This is a genomic window from Streptosporangium saharense, from assembly GCF_014203715.1.
Lineage (GTDB): Bacteria > Actinomycetota > Actinomycetes > Streptosporangiales > Streptosporangiaceae > Streptosporangium > Streptosporangium saharense.
On sequence record NZ_JACHJP010000002.1, the window covers coordinates 310,736 to 327,970 of the forward strand.

Here is a 17,235-nt window from a genome sequence, read left to right on the forward strand (position 1 = left end):
ACAATATTTACCGTCAAAGCGTCGGGCATCCCTGCCAGCCGCCCTCGTCGACCCCGCCGGGCACATCGGCGGCCGGGTCGTAGGGGGTGCGGGTGAAGACGAAGGTGTTGAGGTCCAGGTGACTGACCGACCCGTCGGCCCGGCGCACCACGCTGAGCCGCTCCCCGGCGTAGTAGCCGTCCAGGCCGAGCCAGGTCCCGTCGTCCTGGGCGACGAACCGCGAGGCGCGCCCCGCCGTACCGATCGGCGCCAGCGACAGGCCCCGCTCCGGCAGCAGCCGCAGCGCGTAAGCGCTCGGCCCCCAGTACCACGGCCCGGTCAGCTCCAGCAGGCCCGCCTCCGCCGCCACCGGCCGCCACTCGGCGGGCAGGCGCGGCTCGTGCTGGTCCACGATGGTGAGAATCTCGGTCAGGAGCGTACGGCTGACGCCCGAGGTCGTGTTGGTCAGGAACAGCACCCCGGTCGCGTCCGCCGGGTCGGCCCACACCGTGGCCAGGAAACCCGGCATGGAACCGGTGTGCCCGGCCAGGCGGCGCCCGCCCGCCCGGGCCAGCTGCAGACCGAGGCCGAACCCGCCGGTCCAGAAGTCGCCGTCGTCGACGGTCGCGGGCTCACGCATCTCGGCGACGGTCGCCGGAGCCAGGACGCCCCCGGTGTCACCGGCGACGAACGCCGCCCACCGGGCCAGATCGTCCACGGTCGACCAGAACTGCCCCGCGGGGGCCAGGGCGACGGCGTCGTGCTCGGGCTCGGGCAGCAGCACGTCGGCCCACGGGTGGACGGCGTAGCCATTGGCGTGCGGGGCGCTCGGCCGGGTCGTGGTACGGCCCATGCCCAGCGGCTCCAGCACCTCGGCGCGCACCGCCTGCGCCCAGCTCACCCCGCGCTGCCTGGCGACCAGCTCACCCAGCAGGGCGAAACCGAGGTTGGAGTAGTGGAAGCGGCGCCCGGGCCGGTGGCGGGGCGTCTCGGGGCCGAGCTTGGCGAGGAGCTCCTCGACGGGCATGCCCGGGGTGCGCTCCCACCACTGTCCCGGAGGCTCCGCGGTCAGCCCCGCGGTGTGGGAGAGCAGCTGGGCGACGGTCACCTCCCCGACGGGGGTGCCGGGGACGTGCTTGCCGATCGGGTCGAGCAGGTCGAGACGGCCCTCGTCACGCAGCCGCATGACCACGACGGCCACCATGCTCTTGGTGATCGAGCCGATCCGGTACTGGGTGTCGCGGGTCGGGGCCGCCTCACCGACCAGGCCGCGCGAGCCGAACCACGCCAGGTCCCCGTCGCGCACCACGGCCACCGCCAGGGAAGGCAGCCGCGACTCGGCCTGCTCGACCGCGATCCTGCGCAGCAGCGCGCGAGCCGTACTCTCCAGAACCGGCGACATCAGACTGATCCCTCCCCGACACGACGTGTGTGCTCAGGCTAGTGCCGCGGGCCCTCCGTCAGCACCCGCGTATACGGCACCCCCGAAGGCCCCCTCCCCATCCCTTGATCACAATAAGTCATGATATGACTACTTTTAGTGTGATGGCTGAGAGGGATGCCGTCCCGGCCCCCGGGCTGGAACGGCACCGAGGGGGCAGCGATGGACACGTTGGAGTGGTTTCCCGCCATGCCGCTTGAGGAGTGGGAGGGCACCAAGGAGACCGTGCACCGATTCACCCAGATCGTCGGCAAGGTACGGCTCGCCGAAAGCACCCGCCGCAACCACTGGTGGAACGTGCCCTTCCACCTGACCGGACGGGGCATCACCACCCGCCCCTCCGGAGGCTTCGGCGGCGCGCCGATCTTCACGATCGACTTCGACTTCGTCGGCCACACCCTGGCCGTCAACCGGCTGGACGGACGCGGCGTCACCTTCAGCCTCATCGGCCACTCGGTCGCCTCCTTCTACCGCACCCTGTTCGAGGTGCTGGAGGACCTCGACATCAGCGCGCGGATCGAGGCCGAACCGTTCGGCCTCACCGACAGCACACCCTTCGCCCAGGACGCCAAGCACGCCGACTACGACCCGGCGCTGGTCAACCGCTACTGGCGCATCCTGAGCCAGGTCAACCTGGTCCTCGACCGCTTCGCGGCGGGCTTCTGCGGCAAGGTCAGCCCGGTCCACCACTTCTGGCACACCTTCGACATCGCCGTGACCCGCTTCTCAGGGCGCCCGGCACCCGCCCAGCCCCAGGCCGACCCCGTCACCAGGGAGGCCTACTCCCGCGAGGTGATCAGCAGCGGCTTCTGGTTCGGCGACGAGGCCATGCCCTGGCCCGCCTTCTACTCCTACACCGCCCCCGAACCCGAAGGCCTGGCCGAGGAACCGCTACGGCCCGACCAGGCCGCCTGGCTGCCGCAACGGGGCAGCCACCTGGCGGTCCTGCGCTACGACGACGCCCGCGCCCACGACGACCCGGTGGCCACCGTGCTCGACTTCCTCGACAGCGCCTACCAGGCGGGCGCCCGCCGCGCGCACTGGGAACAGGCACTGCTCGTCAGCCCACCCGGCGTCACCGACGCGCAGCTGGAGGACAAGTGAGACGGCCCGCCGCCTGGATCGCCGCCTGCGGCCTGGCCTGCACCGTCGCCGCGTCCCCCAGCCCGGCGGTCCCCAGCGCGCCCCCCACGACCCAGAGCCCCACCCCGGGGGCCGTCCCGCAGGGCTTCAAACGGATCGGCGGACCCGCCAACGGCCTCACCGTCGCCATCCCACAGGACTGGGTCGCCCTCGACCTGTCCAAGGGCGACCTCGACAAGAGCCTGAAAGACATCGGCCTGTCCGGCGACGCCCTGGAACAGGCCAAACGGAGCCTGCGCCCACTGGCGGCCAACAAGGCCGTCTGGGCCTCCGACCGCACCTCCGCCGCGACCTCCCCCAACCGCTTCGCCACCAACCTCAACGCCTTCTGCCAGGAAAGCCCGGACATCCCCGCCGAGCAGGTCATCGCCGACGTCAGAAAACAACTCGGACAGCTCGGCGCCACGATCTCCCAGACGGGCGAGGTCACGATCGACAGCGGCACGGCCGTGCGGGTCGTCTACCGGCTGCCCTCCCGCGGCATCGACATCCGGGGCACCCAGTACTACACCCACGCCTCGGGCAGAACCTGCATCCTGACCCTCAGCACCGACAAGGACGGCCTGCAACCCCTCTTCGACCAGATCGGCAGAACCCTCAGACCACAGTGACGGTCCCGCGAATCGCTGACCAACCGGGTTCGCTCCTGTGCTGGGGGCCACGTTCGGCAGGGAGGTCACCGGTGGCGCGCGAGGACGGTTCCACGACCCTCGGTACAACCCCGTCGGAGTCTTCGAACGCACTCCTTGAACCAAACCCTCGACGTGTCTGGCAGGACAATCGCCCTGTCGGTCGAGAGACGCAGGCGGCCGCTCCTGGAGGTCGTCGAGCGGATCGAATCGTCCACGAACCGCCACACGAACGCGGACAGGCCGAGCACGCTCTTCGATCACGCACATCTGAAGCTGCAGGCGAAAAGGTCGGCAAGGCAAAATGCCCACACCCCAAGGGAACGAGGAAACCCTCATGAACAAGCGTGGACTCATCAGGGCGGTGGCCGACGACACACATTGGACTCACGCAGAGGCGGCCGACGCCGTCAAAGCCGTCCTGACCGCCGTCGAAAACGCCGTTGGCAGAGGCGACAAGGTCTCCATCACGGGCTTCGGCTCATTCGAGAGGGTTCACAGGCCCTCTCGAACGGCGAGGAACCCTTCTACCGGCGCAGAGGTCAGAGTCGAGGAGAGCTGGGTCCCCAAGTTTCGTCCCGGCTCACGGTTCAAGGAAGTCGTCGATGTCGGCGGCCGGACGGCCGCCGAGACGATCTCGTGAGCGCACGCCTGATGGAAGGGGTCGTGCGGTTCATTCCACCGGGCGCTTGGTCTCACCGGGCACGAACTCGTGTGTGTACCCGGAAGCCGCGTCGAGGGGAATGCCGAGCCGCATGAAGTGGGCGTTGAGCGCGACTCCGACCATGTCCTGCGGTCCCATGACGAGGTACTCGCAGGCGTAGGTGAGGCGGGCGTCGGTAAGCGGCAGGAGGCGTATGCCTATGGGAACGAGGTCGAGGTAGGCGTGGCCCTTGCTTCGCTTCTTGGGGGTGCGTTCCCGAACAGGGCGCTCATCCGTGACGGGTGGAACGGCGGGGATGCCGAGAGCCTCGAAGTAGGCATTGAGGGCGATTTCAATGACATGCTGAGGGCCGCCGCCGGTCTTCTCGCAGGCGTAGGTGAGGCGAGCGTTGAGTTGCTGGTCTATGCGTACGGCGAAGCGGATGCGGTCGGTGGGCTTCTTGGTCCGTTTCCTCGGCGGGGTGGGCGGCTGACCGTCTCCGCTCGCTCTGGTCGGCGTTTCGGCTTGCCGTCGGCTGGCGGAGGATGCGGCGTGTCCCGGCTCGGCGAAGGGCGATGGCGAGGCGCTGCCGGGCGCCTGGCGCTCCTGGTCGTCCCTGGTCATGGGAATGACGATCTCCGTTGTGTTGAGGCCATGCCGTCCGAGCAATCCCACGTCTCCGGTTTTCCCGCAAACTACGGTGTTCACGACTGCTGCGCAAGAGTGCTTGCGTGATGGGCGTCCAAGGGGCGAGAAAACGTCCATGTGGTCCGTCGATGTTCGCCGACCATCCAGTCTCGAAGGAACCGGGAGTATGCCATCTGGTTCGTGAATCGAGCCGTGTCGGCCGTCGATCGTGGAGGATCGCGGCGCTCCTGCATTCGGTGACGGCGCTGGGCCGATGAGCTGTCAGAATTAGGCGCTATTCCGCAAGCGCTACCGCTAGTAGAACAGTGCGACGGAGGTCCCTCTTGAGTGAGAGTGCCCTGTGTGTCGGCCCACGCTGTGGCGACGGCCCGCGGCAAGCCGTAACCGGACAACTGATCTGCCGGAACTGCTCCAGCAGATTACGGCGTGATCTTGGCGCGGCGGCGACGCTCATGCGGTGGCTGGGTGAACATGTGCTCCCGGGCGTAACCGGTGGCGAAAAGGTGTCCGGGGGCCGGGCGGACGCCCCGGTTCCGGTGCGGCTGGACATCCTGTGCATGATCAACGAAGGGGCGATCCCGTTTCGAGGGGACGACGAGGACCAGGTAGGGCCGCCGTCCATCCCCTCCACCCTCAAAAGCTGGGCATGGTTGGTGTGCGAGCAGCGAGGTCTGATATGTCCCACTACGGCCGACGTTCCCGCATTGGCGGCCTTTCTCACCCGGCACAGCGCGTGGGCTGCCGGACAGGAGTGGATCCCCGACATGATCGAGGAGGTGGGAGCACTGCGACGAGCCGCTCACGGGCTGGCGCCGTGGACCGTCCACGTGCAGCAATTGATCGGGCCCTGCCCCTCATGCGAGCTTCGAGCGCTGATCCGTACGGCGGGAGAGGATTGGATCGAGTGCGACACCGACCTCGGCGGCTGTGGCGATCTGTGGTCTGCAGCGGAGTACGAGGCCCATACGAAAGAGATTCTCAGCGGCCAGGGGATGTCATCATGACCGTTGATGGATCCGCCGCCGGGCGAGCCGCCGATCAAGCGCTAGAGCGTCGTCGCCGTGACCAAAGCCGCCGGCCCGAGAGGGAAAAAGTTGCGGGTCCACGAGATTCGGCCGATTGTCGATACGGTCCGCAACAGCTAGATTCAGCTCTCGCACGGGTGTTGAGTGTCATCACACCCGTTTCGAGCCCCCGGTGTCGCACAGCGCCCGGGGGCTCGTCATGAGGTCAAAGAGCGGCGCGACCGAAAGAGCTTCCAGCCCAAGGGGCCCGCCGGGCCAGGCGTCTGCCCGAAGACCGCCCCAGGCCGGGCTCAACCTCTCAAGCTGGCCCGCCCCAAGGGCGGAGAGCCTGAACTTTCATGCCTCTTGACGTGTTTGCCCCACAAAAGCGTGCCAAAGGGGGTAAATGGCTCTTCATCACGTTAACGAAAAGATCATGCTATTTTCGCGTTGGAGTCCTCACCGGCATGGACAATCCCGTAATGCAGCGCATCAGCCCGCCACGCCGCCAACTTCACCTCGCCCAGATCCTTCGTGATCTCCGCAGGCAACGAGGATGGACGCTGGACGACGCTGCCCTCGGCCTGAGGTCCACGCGGCGTCCATGGAGCCGGGCCAAGCTCAGCAGGATCGAAACGGCTGAGGCCCTGCCCGCGTACGGGGACGTCGCCGATCTGCTCGACGCCTACGAAGCCGACGAGCAGATTCGCCAGATGTGCTCACAACTCGTCAGGCAGGCTCGTTCCACCCCGTGGTGGCAGCCTTTCGGCGACGTCCTGGGGGAGTATGTCGCGTTGGAGACCGAGGCGGTGAAACTGCGCTCCTGGCAGCCCTTCCTCATTCCCGGTTTGTTCCAGACCCCGGAGTACGCCAGGGCGGTCTTCACTGCAGGTCTGTCAGGGCAGGCCGAGCCGAAGATCGAACACAGGGTAAGAGCCAGGATCGCCAGGCAGAGGTTGCTGGACTGCGACAATCCGATCCGGTTCGACGTCGTGGTTGGCGAGCAGGCCCTGCGCCGCCCCGTGTGCGGTCGGCAGGCCATGGCGGAGCAACTGGCCAGGCTGATGTTCATGCTGACGTGGCCCCATGTGACCGTCCGCGTTCTGGAGGACCGTGTGGGCACACACCCAGGGTTCTCAGGGCCCTTCGTGCTGTTGTCACTGCCCGGAGACGAAAGGCACGTGTTCTTCGAGACGCCTCCCAACGAGATCATCACCAATGAGGTCGGCATGGTTCATGACTATGAGCGCCGATTCGACGGCCTCGCGGCGAAGGCGTTGACTCCCGAGAAGTCCGTCGATTTCATCCACCGCACCGCCCGGGAACTGGGATGCTGAACGAGGAATGGCACAAGAGCAGCTGGTCGGAAACAGCAGACGGCTGCGTCAAGGTCCGGCGCAACGGCAACCGCGTCGAGGTCGGCGACACCAAGCCTGAAGGAGCCGGCGTCGTGCTGTCCTTCACGCCCTACGAGTGGTGGACCTTCCGCAACGCGGTGCTCGCCGGCGAGTTCGACTTACCGGAGTGGCGAGAGTGACCGCCGCTCCTGGCAAAGGACGCGGCGGCCTACATCGTCTAGCGCCGATGTAGGGCCCGGCCGTCACGTCGCCCTTGCCGATATGCGTCGGCCGGAGACAGAGGGACGGGCCCACGCGACAGCGGAGGAAAAGCGAGTGCCCCGGCCAAGCTCAGAAGGGCGATGTAGGCGGGGGTCAGAACTGGATGCTCGTGAACATCAGGCGTGATGACGCTGATGACCAGACATGCTCCCGCGCCCACCAGAGCAACCAGTGACGCCACTCCTTGAATTGCCCGTCTCATGTAAACCTTCTTTTTATTGGCGGCGTCTTCCATTTCGAAGGTGACACTATGACACCCATGGGATTCCCGTGCTACCGTCCCCACAGGCGACGATAGCCGATCGTTACGATCTTGTAGATCGGGATGGGTTACCATCCGTAGCTGGCGGGTCCGCAGGGGTCATAGCACATGGCGCGTTAGCGTCATGGCCAAAACAAGCCACTCGAATCCGTAGACATCGGGCGTGGAAGACGGTTTCCATGGTCCCCCTGCTTTGCTAGCTAACTGTCAGTTCCCCGCACAGTCAGCCGCGATGGGAACTTGTTCTTCGTGAAAGGACTATCCATGAGTACCACTCGTCGGCTTTTCGCTGCCTGGACCGGCCGCGGTCTCCGCGCTGTCACGACCGCCTTAGGGACGGTCGTCGCCGTACTCGCCGTAATCACTGTGATTCCGAGTGAAGCGTCCGCCGAGGAACCCGTCGTGATCTCCCAGCAAACCCTCGGACAGACCGTGCCGGACATTCCATTCCCGCATGAGGAGTCGGCGCCGCTACCCGCCTCCGATTCGGCACAGCAGCCCGAGCCTGAAACCGCCCCAGGCCCCGCCGAGCCGTCTCCGTCGCCCACCCCGCTCATGGCAAATCAGATGCATGGCAGCGGCTGGTAATCCGGTCTCCAAGCTTCATTCCCTTCCATGACTTCCTGGAGATCCCATGCCGCCAGCCACGCGCGACTGGAACTGGAGAGTTCGCGCCTTCACCGTGATCCTGGGGTGGACGGTCGCGGTCGGCACCGTCGTGATCATGCTAACCACTCCTGCGGTCGTAAGCCCGCACGCCCTCCTGCTGCTCCTGGCCTGGACGCTCACCGTTCCTCTGGCGAGGACAGTCTGGAGCGCCCACCAGCGCGCCTTGCGCGCCCGCGCGGCGACTGCTCTGCGCGCGTACGAACTGGGGTTTCTCCATGAGCAGGACATGGCCGTACCTGCGCCGCTTCGTTGAGAAACCGCTGAATTCAGAAGCCGTACAAGGAGTGACAGGTGTACCAGGTGCTCGGGCTTGGCGAGGAGGAAAGCAACCTCTATCAGTTCGTCCTGGCCAACAGCCCCGTTCGACGCGAACACATTCTCGAGACGTTCGGTGACGCCGCCGACCGGCTCCTGCTCCAACTGATCGACAAGAGGCTCACCTCGGGGGAGGACCTCGTCATCGCGTGCAACCCCGAAAGCGTGTTGAGCGGGAACGTGCTTCGCGCTCACAAGCAGTACACGACCGCTAAGGGGGCACTGAACGACCTGATCGTGCAGTATCACGCCAACCTCAACAACCGGGTTTCGATGGACAACCCCGTCGAGGTGCTCACCGAACCCCAGGCGGTCAAGGCGGCTTTCGCCACGATCCGCGACACCGCCGTTCACGAGCTGAGGGCCATGTACACCCACCCGTTCCAATTCGTCACAGAACTGGTGGACGAGGTGGTTCCCCACGAGACCCAGTGCAAGATCCTCGTCGAGGCTCGCGTGTTCGCCGACCCCGAAGCGCGGAGAGACCTTCAGAAGTCGCACAACAGCGGCTGTGAGATCCGCGTCACGGACGAGGACCTGCCGACGAAGTTGCTGGCCAAGGACGGCGAGCTGGCGATCATGCCCCGCGACGGAGAGACAGGGGCCGTACTGATGATCCGCCCCGGTCTGATGCTCACCGTCGTCCTGGCGGCTTTCGACATGCGGTGGGATGCCGCCATCCCGGCGGGCACGTACTGGGTGCGAACCCAGGAGAAAGTCGGCAGGCGGAAGCGGCGGGCGAGCAATGACGTCTTCGACCAGGAAGGTGTCGCCATTCTCCGCATGCTCGTGGAGGGGGCGACAGACTCGATGATCGTCAATACGCTGGGCATCTCACAACGGACGCTGACGCGCAGGGTCGCGGAGTTCCTCACTCTTTCCGGCGCGAAGAACCGCTTTCAGCTCGGCTGGATCGCCGCCAACAGTGACTGGATGCCGAAGCTGAAAGCCTCCTGAGGTCCCTACTTGGCCCGCATCAGCCGCAACTGTGCGGCGTGAAGGTCCAGGAGCGTGTTCAGCTGGCCGAACAGGACCGCTCTCATCTCCGCCCGGTCCTGTTCGGTCGCTCCGGGGAGACGGCTGATCTCGGCCAGTTGACGCAACAGTTTTTGCTTGGTCTCATCGGGGATGTCGTCAAGGTCCAGATCCGCGGTCGTCAGCTCGACTTCGGCCCGTTTGTTGATCTCTCTACTCAGGAGCTCCGCAGCGCTTTGCCTGCCGACCTCCTTGAGCTGTGCGGGGGTGGCTCCGACGACGAGCGCCATGAGGACGAGCTCCCAGTCGTCGGCGATCTTCCGGCCGTGTTCGATGTTGCGCCATGTGCCGTCCGAGAAGCCGACGCCGTCGTCGCTGACCTCGGCCAGGCGCTCCAAGGCGGTGGCGAGGCTCATCTTGCGTGCGAGCGCGCTTGGACGTTCTCGCAGGGTGCGGATCAAAACCGCCTCAAGCGGCAACGACGAGCCGCTTCCTCTCGTAGCCACGACACCACCCTCCTTCGTGTTCTCCGGGAACCTGTGGTTTTCACGCCTGTAGTGCCAACCGTACCAGCGTGTACGCGGATTACCAGTAGCTACGAGTGATACTCGAACATCAAGCATCTTCTAATGTTTCGCGAATTACGCGAAAGTTATTGACTTTCGCGTACAACCGGATAGCGTCTGACTGTGCAGGTAGATCCTCAGCCAACCAGACCGACGACGCGGAAGGAGGACCTGATGAGCACCTCTGGCGACGGCATGGAGGCTCTCATCGACGGCATCCTCGACGCCGTCGTCCCCGCCGGTGAAACCGTCTGGACCGTTCGGGAGGCCGCTCGCGCCCTTCGCGTCAGCGACTCCACCATCCTCGGGCTGATCCACTCAGGCCAGCTCGGCACCATCGCCGTCCATAACAAGAGCTTCCGCATCCCTCGACAGGCCCTCGTCGAGCACCTGACCCGCCGATACGCACCCGCCCAACTCGTTGCGGCTCAACAGGAGCTCGCCGAGCTGAACAGGCTGATCAAGTCTCGGCGAGCTCAACTCCGTCAGATCACCGACCGCATCGCCCAGGCCGACGGCGTCCGGTGACCACGCGAACTCAAAGCGGGGCCGCCAAGTCCATGCAGGAGCCGCGAGCATGACGCCGTCCGGCTTCACCGAGCCTCCCACCGACGACGAGATCGCCGAATACCTGGAGAGCATCCGAAGCGCCCGCAACACCGACGATTGGCGTCGTGCCCCCGGCCGGAGCCGCCCGACATGGCGAGGCGGTACTCCACTCGACGCCCTCACCGAATGGCAGTACCAGCAGGAGCGCCACGCATGAAACCGGGCCAGAGCCAGCTCGTCCACCACGCCGTACAGGACGGTGAACGATGACCGGCCTTCGCACCCCCACCGGCCGGGAACTCGGAGCCTGGCCTTCCGGCTCGCCCGAGTGGCACGCCGCACGGAGAAACCGGCTCGGTGGTTCTTCCGTCGCCGCCGTGCTCGGACTGTCGAAGTGGCAGTCACCTTACGGCCTATGGTGCGAGATGGCCGAACTCGTCGGGACTGAGCCGCAGACAGCCGCCCAGGCTCGTGGCCACTACCTCGAAGCGGGGGTCGCCGCCTGGTTCGCCGACCGGCACCCAGAGTGGGGCGTGCACAAGGCCGGAACCTACGTCCACAAGGAGCGGGGGTGGCAACTCGCCAACCCCGACCGGCTGATCTGCGAAGCTCCGCCGCCCACCGCCGCGGAGGACGTCGATGTCAGAGCCGTGGCGTCCGCTCTTCTGGAGATCAAAACCGACGCCGACGGCCGTGACTGGGGGAGGCCTGGAACAGATGAGATCCCTCTCTACTACATGACGCAGGTCCAGTGGTACATGGACGTGCTCGGACTCCCGGTCACCTATGTCGCCGTGCTCACCGGCAGGCTGGAGTTCCGCGAGTACGTCGTCGACTACGATCCGGCGGCCGCCGCCGAGATGCGGCTGAGGGGGGAGGCGTTCATCGCCTCTCTGCTTCTGGAAGAGGCGCCGCCGCTGGACACCCGCAAGGCGACCTACGAGACGTTGCGCCGCCGACACCCCATGATCGACCGCGAACGGAAACACCTGGTCGACACCAGCCTCGGCGTCGAGGTCATCGACGCGCTCCAGGAACTGGAGACAGCCCAGGATCGTGTCACGAGCGCCAAGTCCAAGCTGCTGGCCGCGATGGGCACCGCCTATCGCGCCTACTTCAATGGCGAACTGCTGGCCACCCGCACGGCCAAGGGCGTCAACGGTGTGCCGTACCTGAAATTCGAGCCGAACCTTCCTGACGTCACCGACCTCGTTGGAGCTTACCTGTGACCGTCGAAACGATGCCCGCCGTCCGCAACAGCGGCCTGGTCGAACGCCAGGATTACGCCAAGGCGCTCGCCGTGTCGAACCTGCTGCCCCGGCAGTATCAGAACAACCCCGGCAACGTGCTGTACGCGATCGAGTTCGGCCAGTCGATCGGCGTCTCCACCATGGCCGCGATCCTCGGCGTCCACATCATCGAGGGCCGTGCGTGCGCCTCCGCCGGACTGATCTCCGGACTGGTGCGTGACGCAGGCCACCGGCTGCGGGTATGGGTGGAACGCGACGACAACGGCAAGGCGACCAAGGCGGTCGCCACGATCATGCGAAAGGACGACCCGGACTTCGAGTTCCGCTCCGAATGGACCCTGGCCCGTGCCCAGGCGGCGAAGCTCACGGGCAAGGCGGTCTGGCAGAACTATCCCGAGGCCATGCTGAAGGCCCGCGCGACCACGGAGGTCGCCCGCGAGGCATGTGAAGAGGCGCTGCGTGGCATCGGGTACACCCCCGAGGAGCTCGGCGCCGAGGTCAACGAGGACGGCTCCGTCGTCATCACCGAGGCCAGGCAGTCTCAGGGACGGTCGCTCGGCGAGGCCTTGGGCGTCACCGCCGAGCAGGTCTCCACCGACGAACCGCGTTTGTCGGCGGCCGACGCCGATCCGGAGGGGGCGACGATAACCCAGCGCAACGCGATCGGCGCGGCGATGGTGGCCCAGGGCCACACCAGGGAGAGCGCCCCCGTCTACCTCAGCGAGGTGGTCGGCCGTCCGGTCAAAGGCACCCACGAACTGACCGGCGCCGAAGCGACGCAGGTCATGCACGCGCTCGACCAGGACGAACGGGCCCGTGCCGACCGATCCGGGCAACGGCTCGCTCAGTCCTCGACGAACGAGGACATCCAGGACGCCGACCTGGTCGAGGAGGCGGAGAGCGCCGAACCCATTGTCATGATCAGCAAGGCGCAGCTGTCGGAGATGCACGCGCTCCTCAGGGAGTGCGGCGTCACCAACGTCACCGGCAAGGGCTCCACCGCCGTGAACGACGAACGGCGGTTCGCTTTCCTGTCCGACTTCCTCAAGCGGCCGATCACCAGCAGCAGCCAACTCGCCCATGACGAGGCCGGCGCGGTGATAGCCGCTCTTAGGGAACTGCGTGTCGAGATGGAGGTCGAGCGCAACGCCCGGCTCACCCGCGTCGGCTCGCTGTTCGACGAGCTCGGTGTCGTCGCCGTGGACGACCGGCTCCGCGACACCTCAACGGTGCTCCGTCGCACCGTCACCACGCCGGACACACTGACCGACGCCGACATCGCCCTCCTCCTGGAGAGGCTGGAAGCCACCAACGGCGAGATCGACCTGTGGAGCGCGATCCTTGACGCCTCCACCGCGGACCAGCAGTAGCCGTCATCTCCGGGATCGGCGTCACGCCGGTCCTCTCACCGAAAGCAGGCTTCCTTGACCACGACTGAACGCGTCCACGGCAGGGCCAGCACCTACAACACCGGCTGCCGCTGCGAGCCCTGCACCACGGCCGTCCGCGAGCGACTACGTGCCACCAGAGTCCGGCTCCGTCAGCGTGCCGTCGACCATCCCGAGCTGGTTCCCCACGGCACGTCCGGCGCTTACCACAACTGGGGCTGCCGCTGCGTCGTCTGCAAGTCCGCGCAGAGCGCCCGGCAGTACAGGGCCAGACGCGACACACCGGCCACCGACTGATTTCCCGAAAGGAATCCCCTCATGATCAGACAAGTGTTCGTCGCCGACACGACCCTCTCGGCTGATCAGGTCTATCACCAGGCCAGCCTGGAGGAGATAACCCTCATCATCGGGATGGATCGCATTCCTACTCCGGGCCACGACCTGACGGCCCTCACCGAGGCAGCCGCCATCGCGGACAAGCTGGAACGCGTCGTCCACGCCTACCGTCGTGACCTCGAGGTTCGCATCGGCCAGCTCAAGAGGGCCGTCGAGCAGCGCGCCACCGCGGCCGCCCTGTGCGTGTGCGGCGCCCCGACGGCCCAGGGTGTCGTCCATCAGACCGGCGCCCCCTGCCACGCCGACGAATCCCACGTTCACGGACCCGCCATCCTGGACCCGGCCGGGATCGGTGAACTGGACGACCGCCTCGGCCGGGTCGTGGAGCGCGTCTTCAACGCTCCGGCGGACGAGGCCGTCGCCTAACAACCCGAAAGTGCGTTCGTCGTTCCTCGTGATCGCGGTGATCACCGGAGTCGTACGGCTTCTCCTCCGCCCCGGCCCCCAAGCCTCGCGCCGAGGCCGGCGAGCGCCCCGCCCCAAGGAGAAGCCCGTGCTCGGCCCGCCGTGGCCGCCGACCCGTACCTGGTTCGCACTCGGCGGGCTCGGGCTGAACCTCGCCGTCTCCGGCCAGGTGACACGCGGAAAGGCTCGACGTCGGCCGAGGCCCGGAGGAGAAGGAAGGAGAAACAGCATGATCAAGGACTTGCTCGCCTACGTCGGCGGGTTCGCCGTCGCATGCTGGTCGCTGTTCATAATCGGGATGTGGCTCGACCATCGACGGTCTCAGCGCAGGAAACGGCACGCGGACCTGGCAGCCGCCCACACCCAGGTGCGTGCCACCGAAGCCGCTCCTGACCGGCTCGACGACCGAGTCTGGGATCTCTACGTCCAGGAACACGGCCTGAGCAGCATCAAGCCCCCGAAGGAGTGGCGTCGGTGACACCACTCCTGACCATCACCGCTTACGGCGTGCCCGGCCCGCAGGGCAGCAAGAAAGCCCGCGCCATCTACAAGGGACGCGGGGCGAACCGGCAGTTCACCGGCAAGGTCTCGGTGCAGGAGTCGTCCAGGAAGGTGGGGCCCTGGCGGGAGGCCGTCAAGAAGGCCGCTGAACTGGCGGCCGGTCCCGGCTGGGTGACCCTGGACGCGCCGCTCCTGGTGGAGTTCTGCTTCACCTTCGACCGGGGCCGCACAGTGAAACGACGGCACCACACCGTCTATCCCGACTTGTCCAAGCTGATCAGATCCACGGAGGACGCGCTGACCGGCGCCGGAATCTGGGCCGACGACGCCCGGGTCGTCGCCTACCACAAGCCGCGCAAGCTGTATGTCGGCGCTGCCGACCCTGACGCTCTGCCCGAGTCAGGCGTGGTCATCCGCATCTGGACGGTTCAGGACCGGATCGATGAGGTCGAAGCGTGATCCCGTCCCTCTTCGGGCCCGTTCCCGACTTCCACGCCGACGCCGCCTGCGGCGGTCAGGGCAAGCTCATGGACTCCAAGACAGACCAGGACATCGTCAGGGCCAAGGCTCTGTGCGCCCGCTGTGTCGTCCTCAAGGACTGCCGGGCTTGGGCCCACGAGCTCAACGGTTTCAAGGATCCTGACATGGTGCTTGGCGGGCTCACTCGAGAGGAACGTCGCACTGGCGTTCTCGAAGGCGAACGACGCTGCAACACCTGCCACGAGGTGAAGCCGCTGGCCGAGTTCGGACGCCGCAAAACCGGCCGAGGCGGGCGGCAGTCCATGTGCCTGATCTGCCAGCGAGAAAACGCGAAAGCCGCATATCAGCGGAGGGCGCGACAACGGCAGGAGGCCCACCAGACCGGGAAAGAACAGCGAGCCTCATGAACGGAACGTTCGTCCCTGACCTTGAAGGGGTCCCCGTCCTTGTCAACGGCCGCGTCGTCGGCATTCAGACGACCCTGTGCGATGCCGTTATGCCGCAAGCACAACCGCTTATGGAAAGAACAGACGAGGGAACCTGCTTCCCATGAACACGTCTCTTTGCGACCTGTGCGGGGAGTCGGCCTCGCGGACTGTCGACGGGCAGGAAACCGGCTCGTTGGGGGCACCGCATCCCCCGGAAGGGAGCAGTCATGACCGGCCTCGACCAGCTCACGTCCGAACGTGAACACGGCGCCTACACCACCTATGTAATGGCCAAATGCCGCTGCGACCCTTGCAAGGCCGCTTCGGCCGCGTACGCGCGTGAACGTTACCGGCTCCAGGCGTACGGGCGCTGGCAACCGTGGACAGACGCTGAACCGGTGCGCGCGCACCTGCTCCACCTGCGCCGCTACATCTCCTACGACTCGGTAGCGGAGCTGGCGAAGGTACGCCGCAGAGCCGTCGACGTCATCCTGTACGGCGAGCCGGGGAAAGCACCGTCCGCGCGCGTCCGGTCCGAGACCGGTGCCCGGCTGCTCGCCGTCACCGCCGACCTCGACGAACTGCTCGACGACATGCGTATCAACGCGACGGGCAGCCGACGTCGCCTCCAGGCGCTCATGACGCGCGGCTGGTCGACGCCTCTGGTCGCCGAGCCGACCGGCGTTCCTCGCTGGCAGCTCGACAGGGTCCTCATCGCCGCCACGGTCGTTCAGGCGTGGCAGGCCCGCGTGATTCGCACTGTCACAGCGCGGCTGTTCGACCAGGATCCGCCGCGGACGACCCGCGAGCAGCGCCGTACCGTGTCGATCGTCCGCAACCGGGCGATCCGCGAGGGGTGGGCGCCACTGGCCGCATGGGACGACATCGACGACCTGGACGCCGTGCCGGATATTGGCGCCAAGGTCACCCGAGACCAGGCCCTCGCCGAGGACGCCGACTTCCTGACGCGCACAGGGCTCGACCGCGACCAGGTGGCCGAACGACTCGGCGTCACTCCTGCGTATCTGGACAAGGCTCGATCCCGCGTGAGGGCGAGGGCTGGCTGATGGACATCCATGAGGCGCGTGGGACGCCGTGACGACGGTGGGCACGAGAAGACCCGACGCTGCATGATCGGGTACAGCTTGAACCGCTCGATTCCCTCATCGTGCGACAAAACACCTGTGGACAACCGATGAAGAGGGATGACAGTGGCTCGTGAGCACGGCCGTATCCGGTACCAGACGTGGAGCGACGACGACTTCCGGGCGTTGCGTGGGGACGAGCAACGCGTTTTCATGCTCGCCCTCACCCAGCCCGGCCTGTCCTACTGCGGGGTGGTGCCTTTCACACTGAAGCGCTGGGCCGGGCTCGCGGCCGATTCGACGGTTCCGAAGCTGCGCCGGGCGGTGGGACGACTGCAGGACGCGCGCTATGTCGTCGTGGACGAGGACACCGAGGAGATGCTGATCCGGTCGTTCCTGCGCCACGACGGCATCCTGGACAGCCCGAACATCGCTCGCGCGACGGTGAAGGACTTCGCGAACGTCGGGTCGAAACTTCTCAAGGCGGTACTCGTCGTCGAGGTGTATCGGCTACTCAACGAGGAGCCGCGCGTCGGTCACGAGAAGACATGGGAGGAGGTTCTGGCGCCCTGGCTCGCCGAGTCGATGCCGAGAACCTTTCCTGAAGGGTTCCCCCAAGGGTTCCCCGCAGCCTTCACCCGAACCCTGTACCAAACCTCCGGGGAAGCGTTCGTCCTCGCGTGCGCGCGCGACGCGCACATCGCGTCGCGCACGGCTCCTGGTCCTTCTCCAGCTCCTAAAAGCTTCTCCCCGGCTCGGGCCGCTGCCGCCGTCGCGCACACCTGCGAGATCCACCGGCTCCCCGAACCCTGCCGAGGCTGCGCCGCCGACCGGAAGGCGTCGACGTGATCACCTGACTC

Annotated in this window: 22 protein-coding genes; 19 read left to right on the forward strand and 3 right to left on the reverse strand. The window is 66.5% G+C overall.

Annotated elements, in window-relative coordinates:
- Positions 1-13: 13 nt before the first annotated feature.
- Positions 14-1,381 (reverse strand): serine hydrolase domain-containing protein, encoded by a 1,368-nt coding sequence (locus tag FHS44_RS10435; RefSeq protein ID WP_184713769.1) that lies wholly within the window; start codon positions 1,379-1,381, stop codon positions 14-16.
- A gap of 210 nt (positions 1,382-1,591) precedes the next feature.
- Here FHS44_RS10435 and FHS44_RS10440 point away from each other — a divergent pair, with 210 nt between their 5' ends.
- From FHS44_RS10440 to FHS44_RS10450, 3 genes are all read left to right on the forward strand, one after another.
- The gene (locus FHS44_RS10440) at positions 1,592-2,524 is read left to right on the forward strand and encodes a DUF5996 family protein (RefSeq protein WP_184715179.1); all 933 of its coding nucleotides are present in this window, start codon (positions 1,592-1,594) and stop codon (positions 2,522-2,524) included.
- Positions 2,521-3,174: a hypothetical protein gene (locus FHS44_RS10445; protein ID WP_184713770.1), complete on the forward strand. Its 654-nt coding sequence runs from the start codon at positions 2,521-2,523 to the stop codon at positions 3,172-3,174. The genes FHS44_RS10440 and FHS44_RS10445 overlap by 4 nt, the downstream gene beginning before the upstream one ends.
- Before the next feature lie 355 nt (positions 3,175-3,529).
- Positions 3,530-3,835, forward strand: coding sequence for an HU family DNA-binding protein (locus tag FHS44_RS10450; RefSeq protein ID WP_184713771.1), 306 nt, complete (start codon positions 3,530-3,532; stop codon positions 3,833-3,835).
- Between the two features lie 30 nt (positions 3,836-3,865).
- On the opposite strand, the gene FHS44_RS10455 is transcribed toward FHS44_RS10450, so the two are convergent.
- The gene (locus FHS44_RS10455) at positions 3,866-4,459 is read right to left on the reverse strand and encodes a hypothetical protein (RefSeq protein ID WP_184713772.1); all 594 of its coding nucleotides are present in this window, start codon (positions 4,457-4,459) and stop codon (positions 3,866-3,868) included.
- A 560-nt stretch (positions 4,460-5,019) separates the two neighbouring features.
- On the opposite strand from FHS44_RS10455, the gene FHS44_RS10460 reads away from it, so the two are divergent.
- From FHS44_RS10460 to FHS44_RS10480, 5 genes are all read left to right on the forward strand, one after another.
- A complete protein-coding gene (locus FHS44_RS10460; protein ID WP_184713773.1) occupies positions 5,020-5,487 on the forward strand; it encodes a hypothetical protein in 468 nt (155 codons plus the stop codon).
- Positions 5,488-5,969: 482 nt separating this feature from the next.
- Positions 5,970-6,824, forward strand: coding sequence for a helix-turn-helix domain-containing protein (locus FHS44_RS10465; RefSeq protein ID WP_184713774.1), 855 nt, complete (start codon positions 5,970-5,972; stop codon positions 6,822-6,824).
- Positions 6,818-7,024, forward strand: a complete 207-nt coding sequence (locus tag FHS44_RS10470) for a DUF397 domain-containing protein (RefSeq protein WP_184713775.1) — start codon at positions 6,818-6,820, stop codon at positions 7,022-7,024. The genes FHS44_RS10465 and FHS44_RS10470 overlap by 7 nt, the downstream gene beginning before the upstream one ends.
- A 978-nt stretch (positions 7,025-8,002) precedes the next feature.
- Positions 8,003-8,290 carry a hypothetical protein gene (locus FHS44_RS10475; protein WP_184713776.1) on the forward strand — a complete coding sequence of 96 codons (288 nt, stop codon included), beginning with the start codon at positions 8,003-8,005 and terminating at the stop codon, positions 8,288-8,290.
- 38 nt (positions 8,291-8,328) lie between these two features.
- On the forward strand, positions 8,329-9,309 hold the full coding sequence (locus FHS44_RS10480) for a helix-turn-helix domain-containing protein (protein ID WP_184713777.1): 981 nt from the start codon (positions 8,329-8,331) through the stop codon (positions 9,307-9,309).
- Positions 9,310-9,314: 5 nt separating this feature from the next.
- Here FHS44_RS10480 and FHS44_RS10485 read toward each other — a convergent pair whose 3' ends face one another.
- On the reverse strand, positions 9,315-9,833 hold the full coding sequence (locus tag FHS44_RS10485; protein WP_184713778.1) for a hypothetical protein: 519 nt from the start codon (positions 9,831-9,833) through the stop codon (positions 9,315-9,317).
- 234 nt (positions 9,834-10,067) lie between these two features.
- Here FHS44_RS10485 and FHS44_RS10490 point away from each other — a divergent pair, with 234 nt between their 5' ends.
- From FHS44_RS10490 to FHS44_RS10540, 11 genes are all read left to right on the forward strand, one after another.
- Positions 10,068-10,421 (forward strand): helix-turn-helix domain-containing protein, encoded by a 354-nt coding sequence (locus FHS44_RS10490; protein WP_184713779.1) that lies wholly within the window; start codon positions 10,068-10,070, stop codon positions 10,419-10,421.
- A gap of 49 nt (positions 10,422-10,470) precedes the next feature.
- Positions 10,471-10,659 carry a hypothetical protein gene (locus FHS44_RS10495; protein ID WP_184713780.1) on the forward strand — a complete coding sequence of 63 codons (189 nt, stop codon included), beginning with the start codon at positions 10,471-10,473 and terminating at the stop codon, positions 10,657-10,659.
- A gap of 49 nt (positions 10,660-10,708) precedes the next feature.
- Positions 10,709-11,671 (forward strand): YqaJ viral recombinase family nuclease, encoded by a 963-nt coding sequence (locus FHS44_RS10500; RefSeq protein ID WP_184713781.1) that lies wholly within the window; start codon positions 10,709-10,711, stop codon positions 11,669-11,671.
- A complete protein-coding gene (locus FHS44_RS10505) occupies positions 11,668-13,062 on the forward strand; it encodes a recombinase family protein (protein ID WP_184713782.1) in 1,395 nt (464 codons plus the stop codon). The genes FHS44_RS10500 and FHS44_RS10505 overlap by 4 nt, the downstream gene beginning before the upstream one ends.
- A 54-nt stretch (positions 13,063-13,116) precedes the next feature.
- Positions 13,117-13,377: a hypothetical protein gene (locus tag FHS44_RS10510; RefSeq protein ID WP_184713783.1), complete on the forward strand. Its 261-nt coding sequence runs from the start codon at positions 13,117-13,119 to the stop codon at positions 13,375-13,377.
- Positions 13,378-13,398: 21 nt separating this feature from the next.
- The gene (locus FHS44_RS10515; protein WP_184713784.1) at positions 13,399-13,842 is read left to right on the forward strand and encodes a hypothetical protein; all 444 of its coding nucleotides are present in this window, start codon (positions 13,399-13,401) and stop codon (positions 13,840-13,842) included.
- 268 nt (positions 13,843-14,110) lie between these two features.
- A complete protein-coding gene (locus FHS44_RS10520; RefSeq protein ID WP_184713785.1) occupies positions 14,111-14,359 on the forward strand; it encodes a hypothetical protein in 249 nt (82 codons plus the stop codon).
- Complete coding sequence (locus tag FHS44_RS10525) at positions 14,356-14,841, forward strand: RusA family crossover junction endodeoxyribonuclease (RefSeq protein ID WP_221460644.1); 486 nt, start codon at positions 14,356-14,358, stop codon at positions 14,839-14,841. The genes FHS44_RS10520 and FHS44_RS10525 overlap by 4 nt, the downstream gene beginning before the upstream one ends.
- The gene (locus FHS44_RS10530; RefSeq protein WP_184713786.1) at positions 14,838-15,269 is read left to right on the forward strand and encodes a WhiB family transcriptional regulator; all 432 of its coding nucleotides are present in this window, start codon (positions 14,838-14,840) and stop codon (positions 15,267-15,269) included. Before FHS44_RS10525 ends, FHS44_RS10530 begins: the two co-directional genes overlap by 4 nt.
- Positions 15,270-15,517: 248 nt before the next feature.
- Positions 15,518-16,357 carry a hypothetical protein gene (locus FHS44_RS10535; protein WP_184713787.1) on the forward strand — a complete coding sequence of 280 codons (840 nt, stop codon included), beginning with the start codon at positions 15,518-15,520 and terminating at the stop codon, positions 16,355-16,357.
- Positions 16,358-16,495: 138 nt separating this feature from the next.
- Positions 16,496-17,224, forward strand: a complete 729-nt coding sequence (locus FHS44_RS10540; protein ID WP_184713788.1) for a hypothetical protein — start codon at positions 16,496-16,498, stop codon at positions 17,222-17,224.
- The last annotated feature ends 11 nt before the right edge of the window (positions 17,225-17,235 follow it).

Bases quoted from the DNA above. Each gene is read 5' to 3' on its own strand.
- FHS44_RS10435 (WP_184713769.1), bottom strand. From the start codon at position 1,381: ATGTCGCCGGTTCTGGAGAGTACGGCTCGCGCGCTGCTGCGCAGGATC.
- FHS44_RS10450 (WP_184713771.1), top strand. From the start codon at position 3,530: ATGAACAAGCGTGGACTCATCAGGGCGGTGGCCGACGACACACATTGG.
- FHS44_RS10455 (WP_184713772.1), bottom strand. From the start codon at position 4,459: ATGACCAGGGACGACCAGGAGCGCCAGGCGCCCGGCAGCGCCTCGCCA.
- FHS44_RS10465 (WP_184713774.1), top strand. From the start codon at position 5,970: ATGCAGCGCATCAGCCCGCCACGCCGCCAACTTCACCTCGCCCAGATC.
- FHS44_RS10470 (WP_184713775.1), top strand. From the start codon at position 6,818: ATGCTGAACGAGGAATGGCACAAGAGCAGCTGGTCGGAAACAGCAGAC.
- FHS44_RS10475 (WP_184713776.1), top strand. From the start codon at position 8,003: ATGCCGCCAGCCACGCGCGACTGGAACTGGAGAGTTCGCGCCTTCACC.
- FHS44_RS10490 (WP_184713779.1), top strand. From the start codon at position 10,068: ATGAGCACCTCTGGCGACGGCATGGAGGCTCTCATCGACGGCATCCTC.
- FHS44_RS10495 (WP_184713780.1), top strand. From the start codon at position 10,471: ATGACGCCGTCCGGCTTCACCGAGCCTCCCACCGACGACGAGATCGCC.
- FHS44_RS10500 (WP_184713781.1), top strand. From the start codon at position 10,709: ATGACCGGCCTTCGCACCCCCACCGGCCGGGAACTCGGAGCCTGGCCT.
- FHS44_RS10515 (WP_184713784.1), top strand. From the start codon at position 13,399: ATGATCAGACAAGTGTTCGTCGCCGACACGACCCTCTCGGCTGATCAG.
- FHS44_RS10520 (WP_184713785.1), top strand. From the start codon at position 14,111: ATGATCAAGGACTTGCTCGCCTACGTCGGCGGGTTCGCCGTCGCATGC.
- FHS44_RS10535 (WP_184713787.1), top strand. From the start codon at position 15,518: ATGACCGGCCTCGACCAGCTCACGTCCGAACGTGAACACGGCGCCTAC.
- FHS44_RS10540 (WP_184713788.1), top strand. From the start codon at position 16,496: ATGACAGTGGCTCGTGAGCACGGCCGTATCCGGTACCAGACGTGGAGC.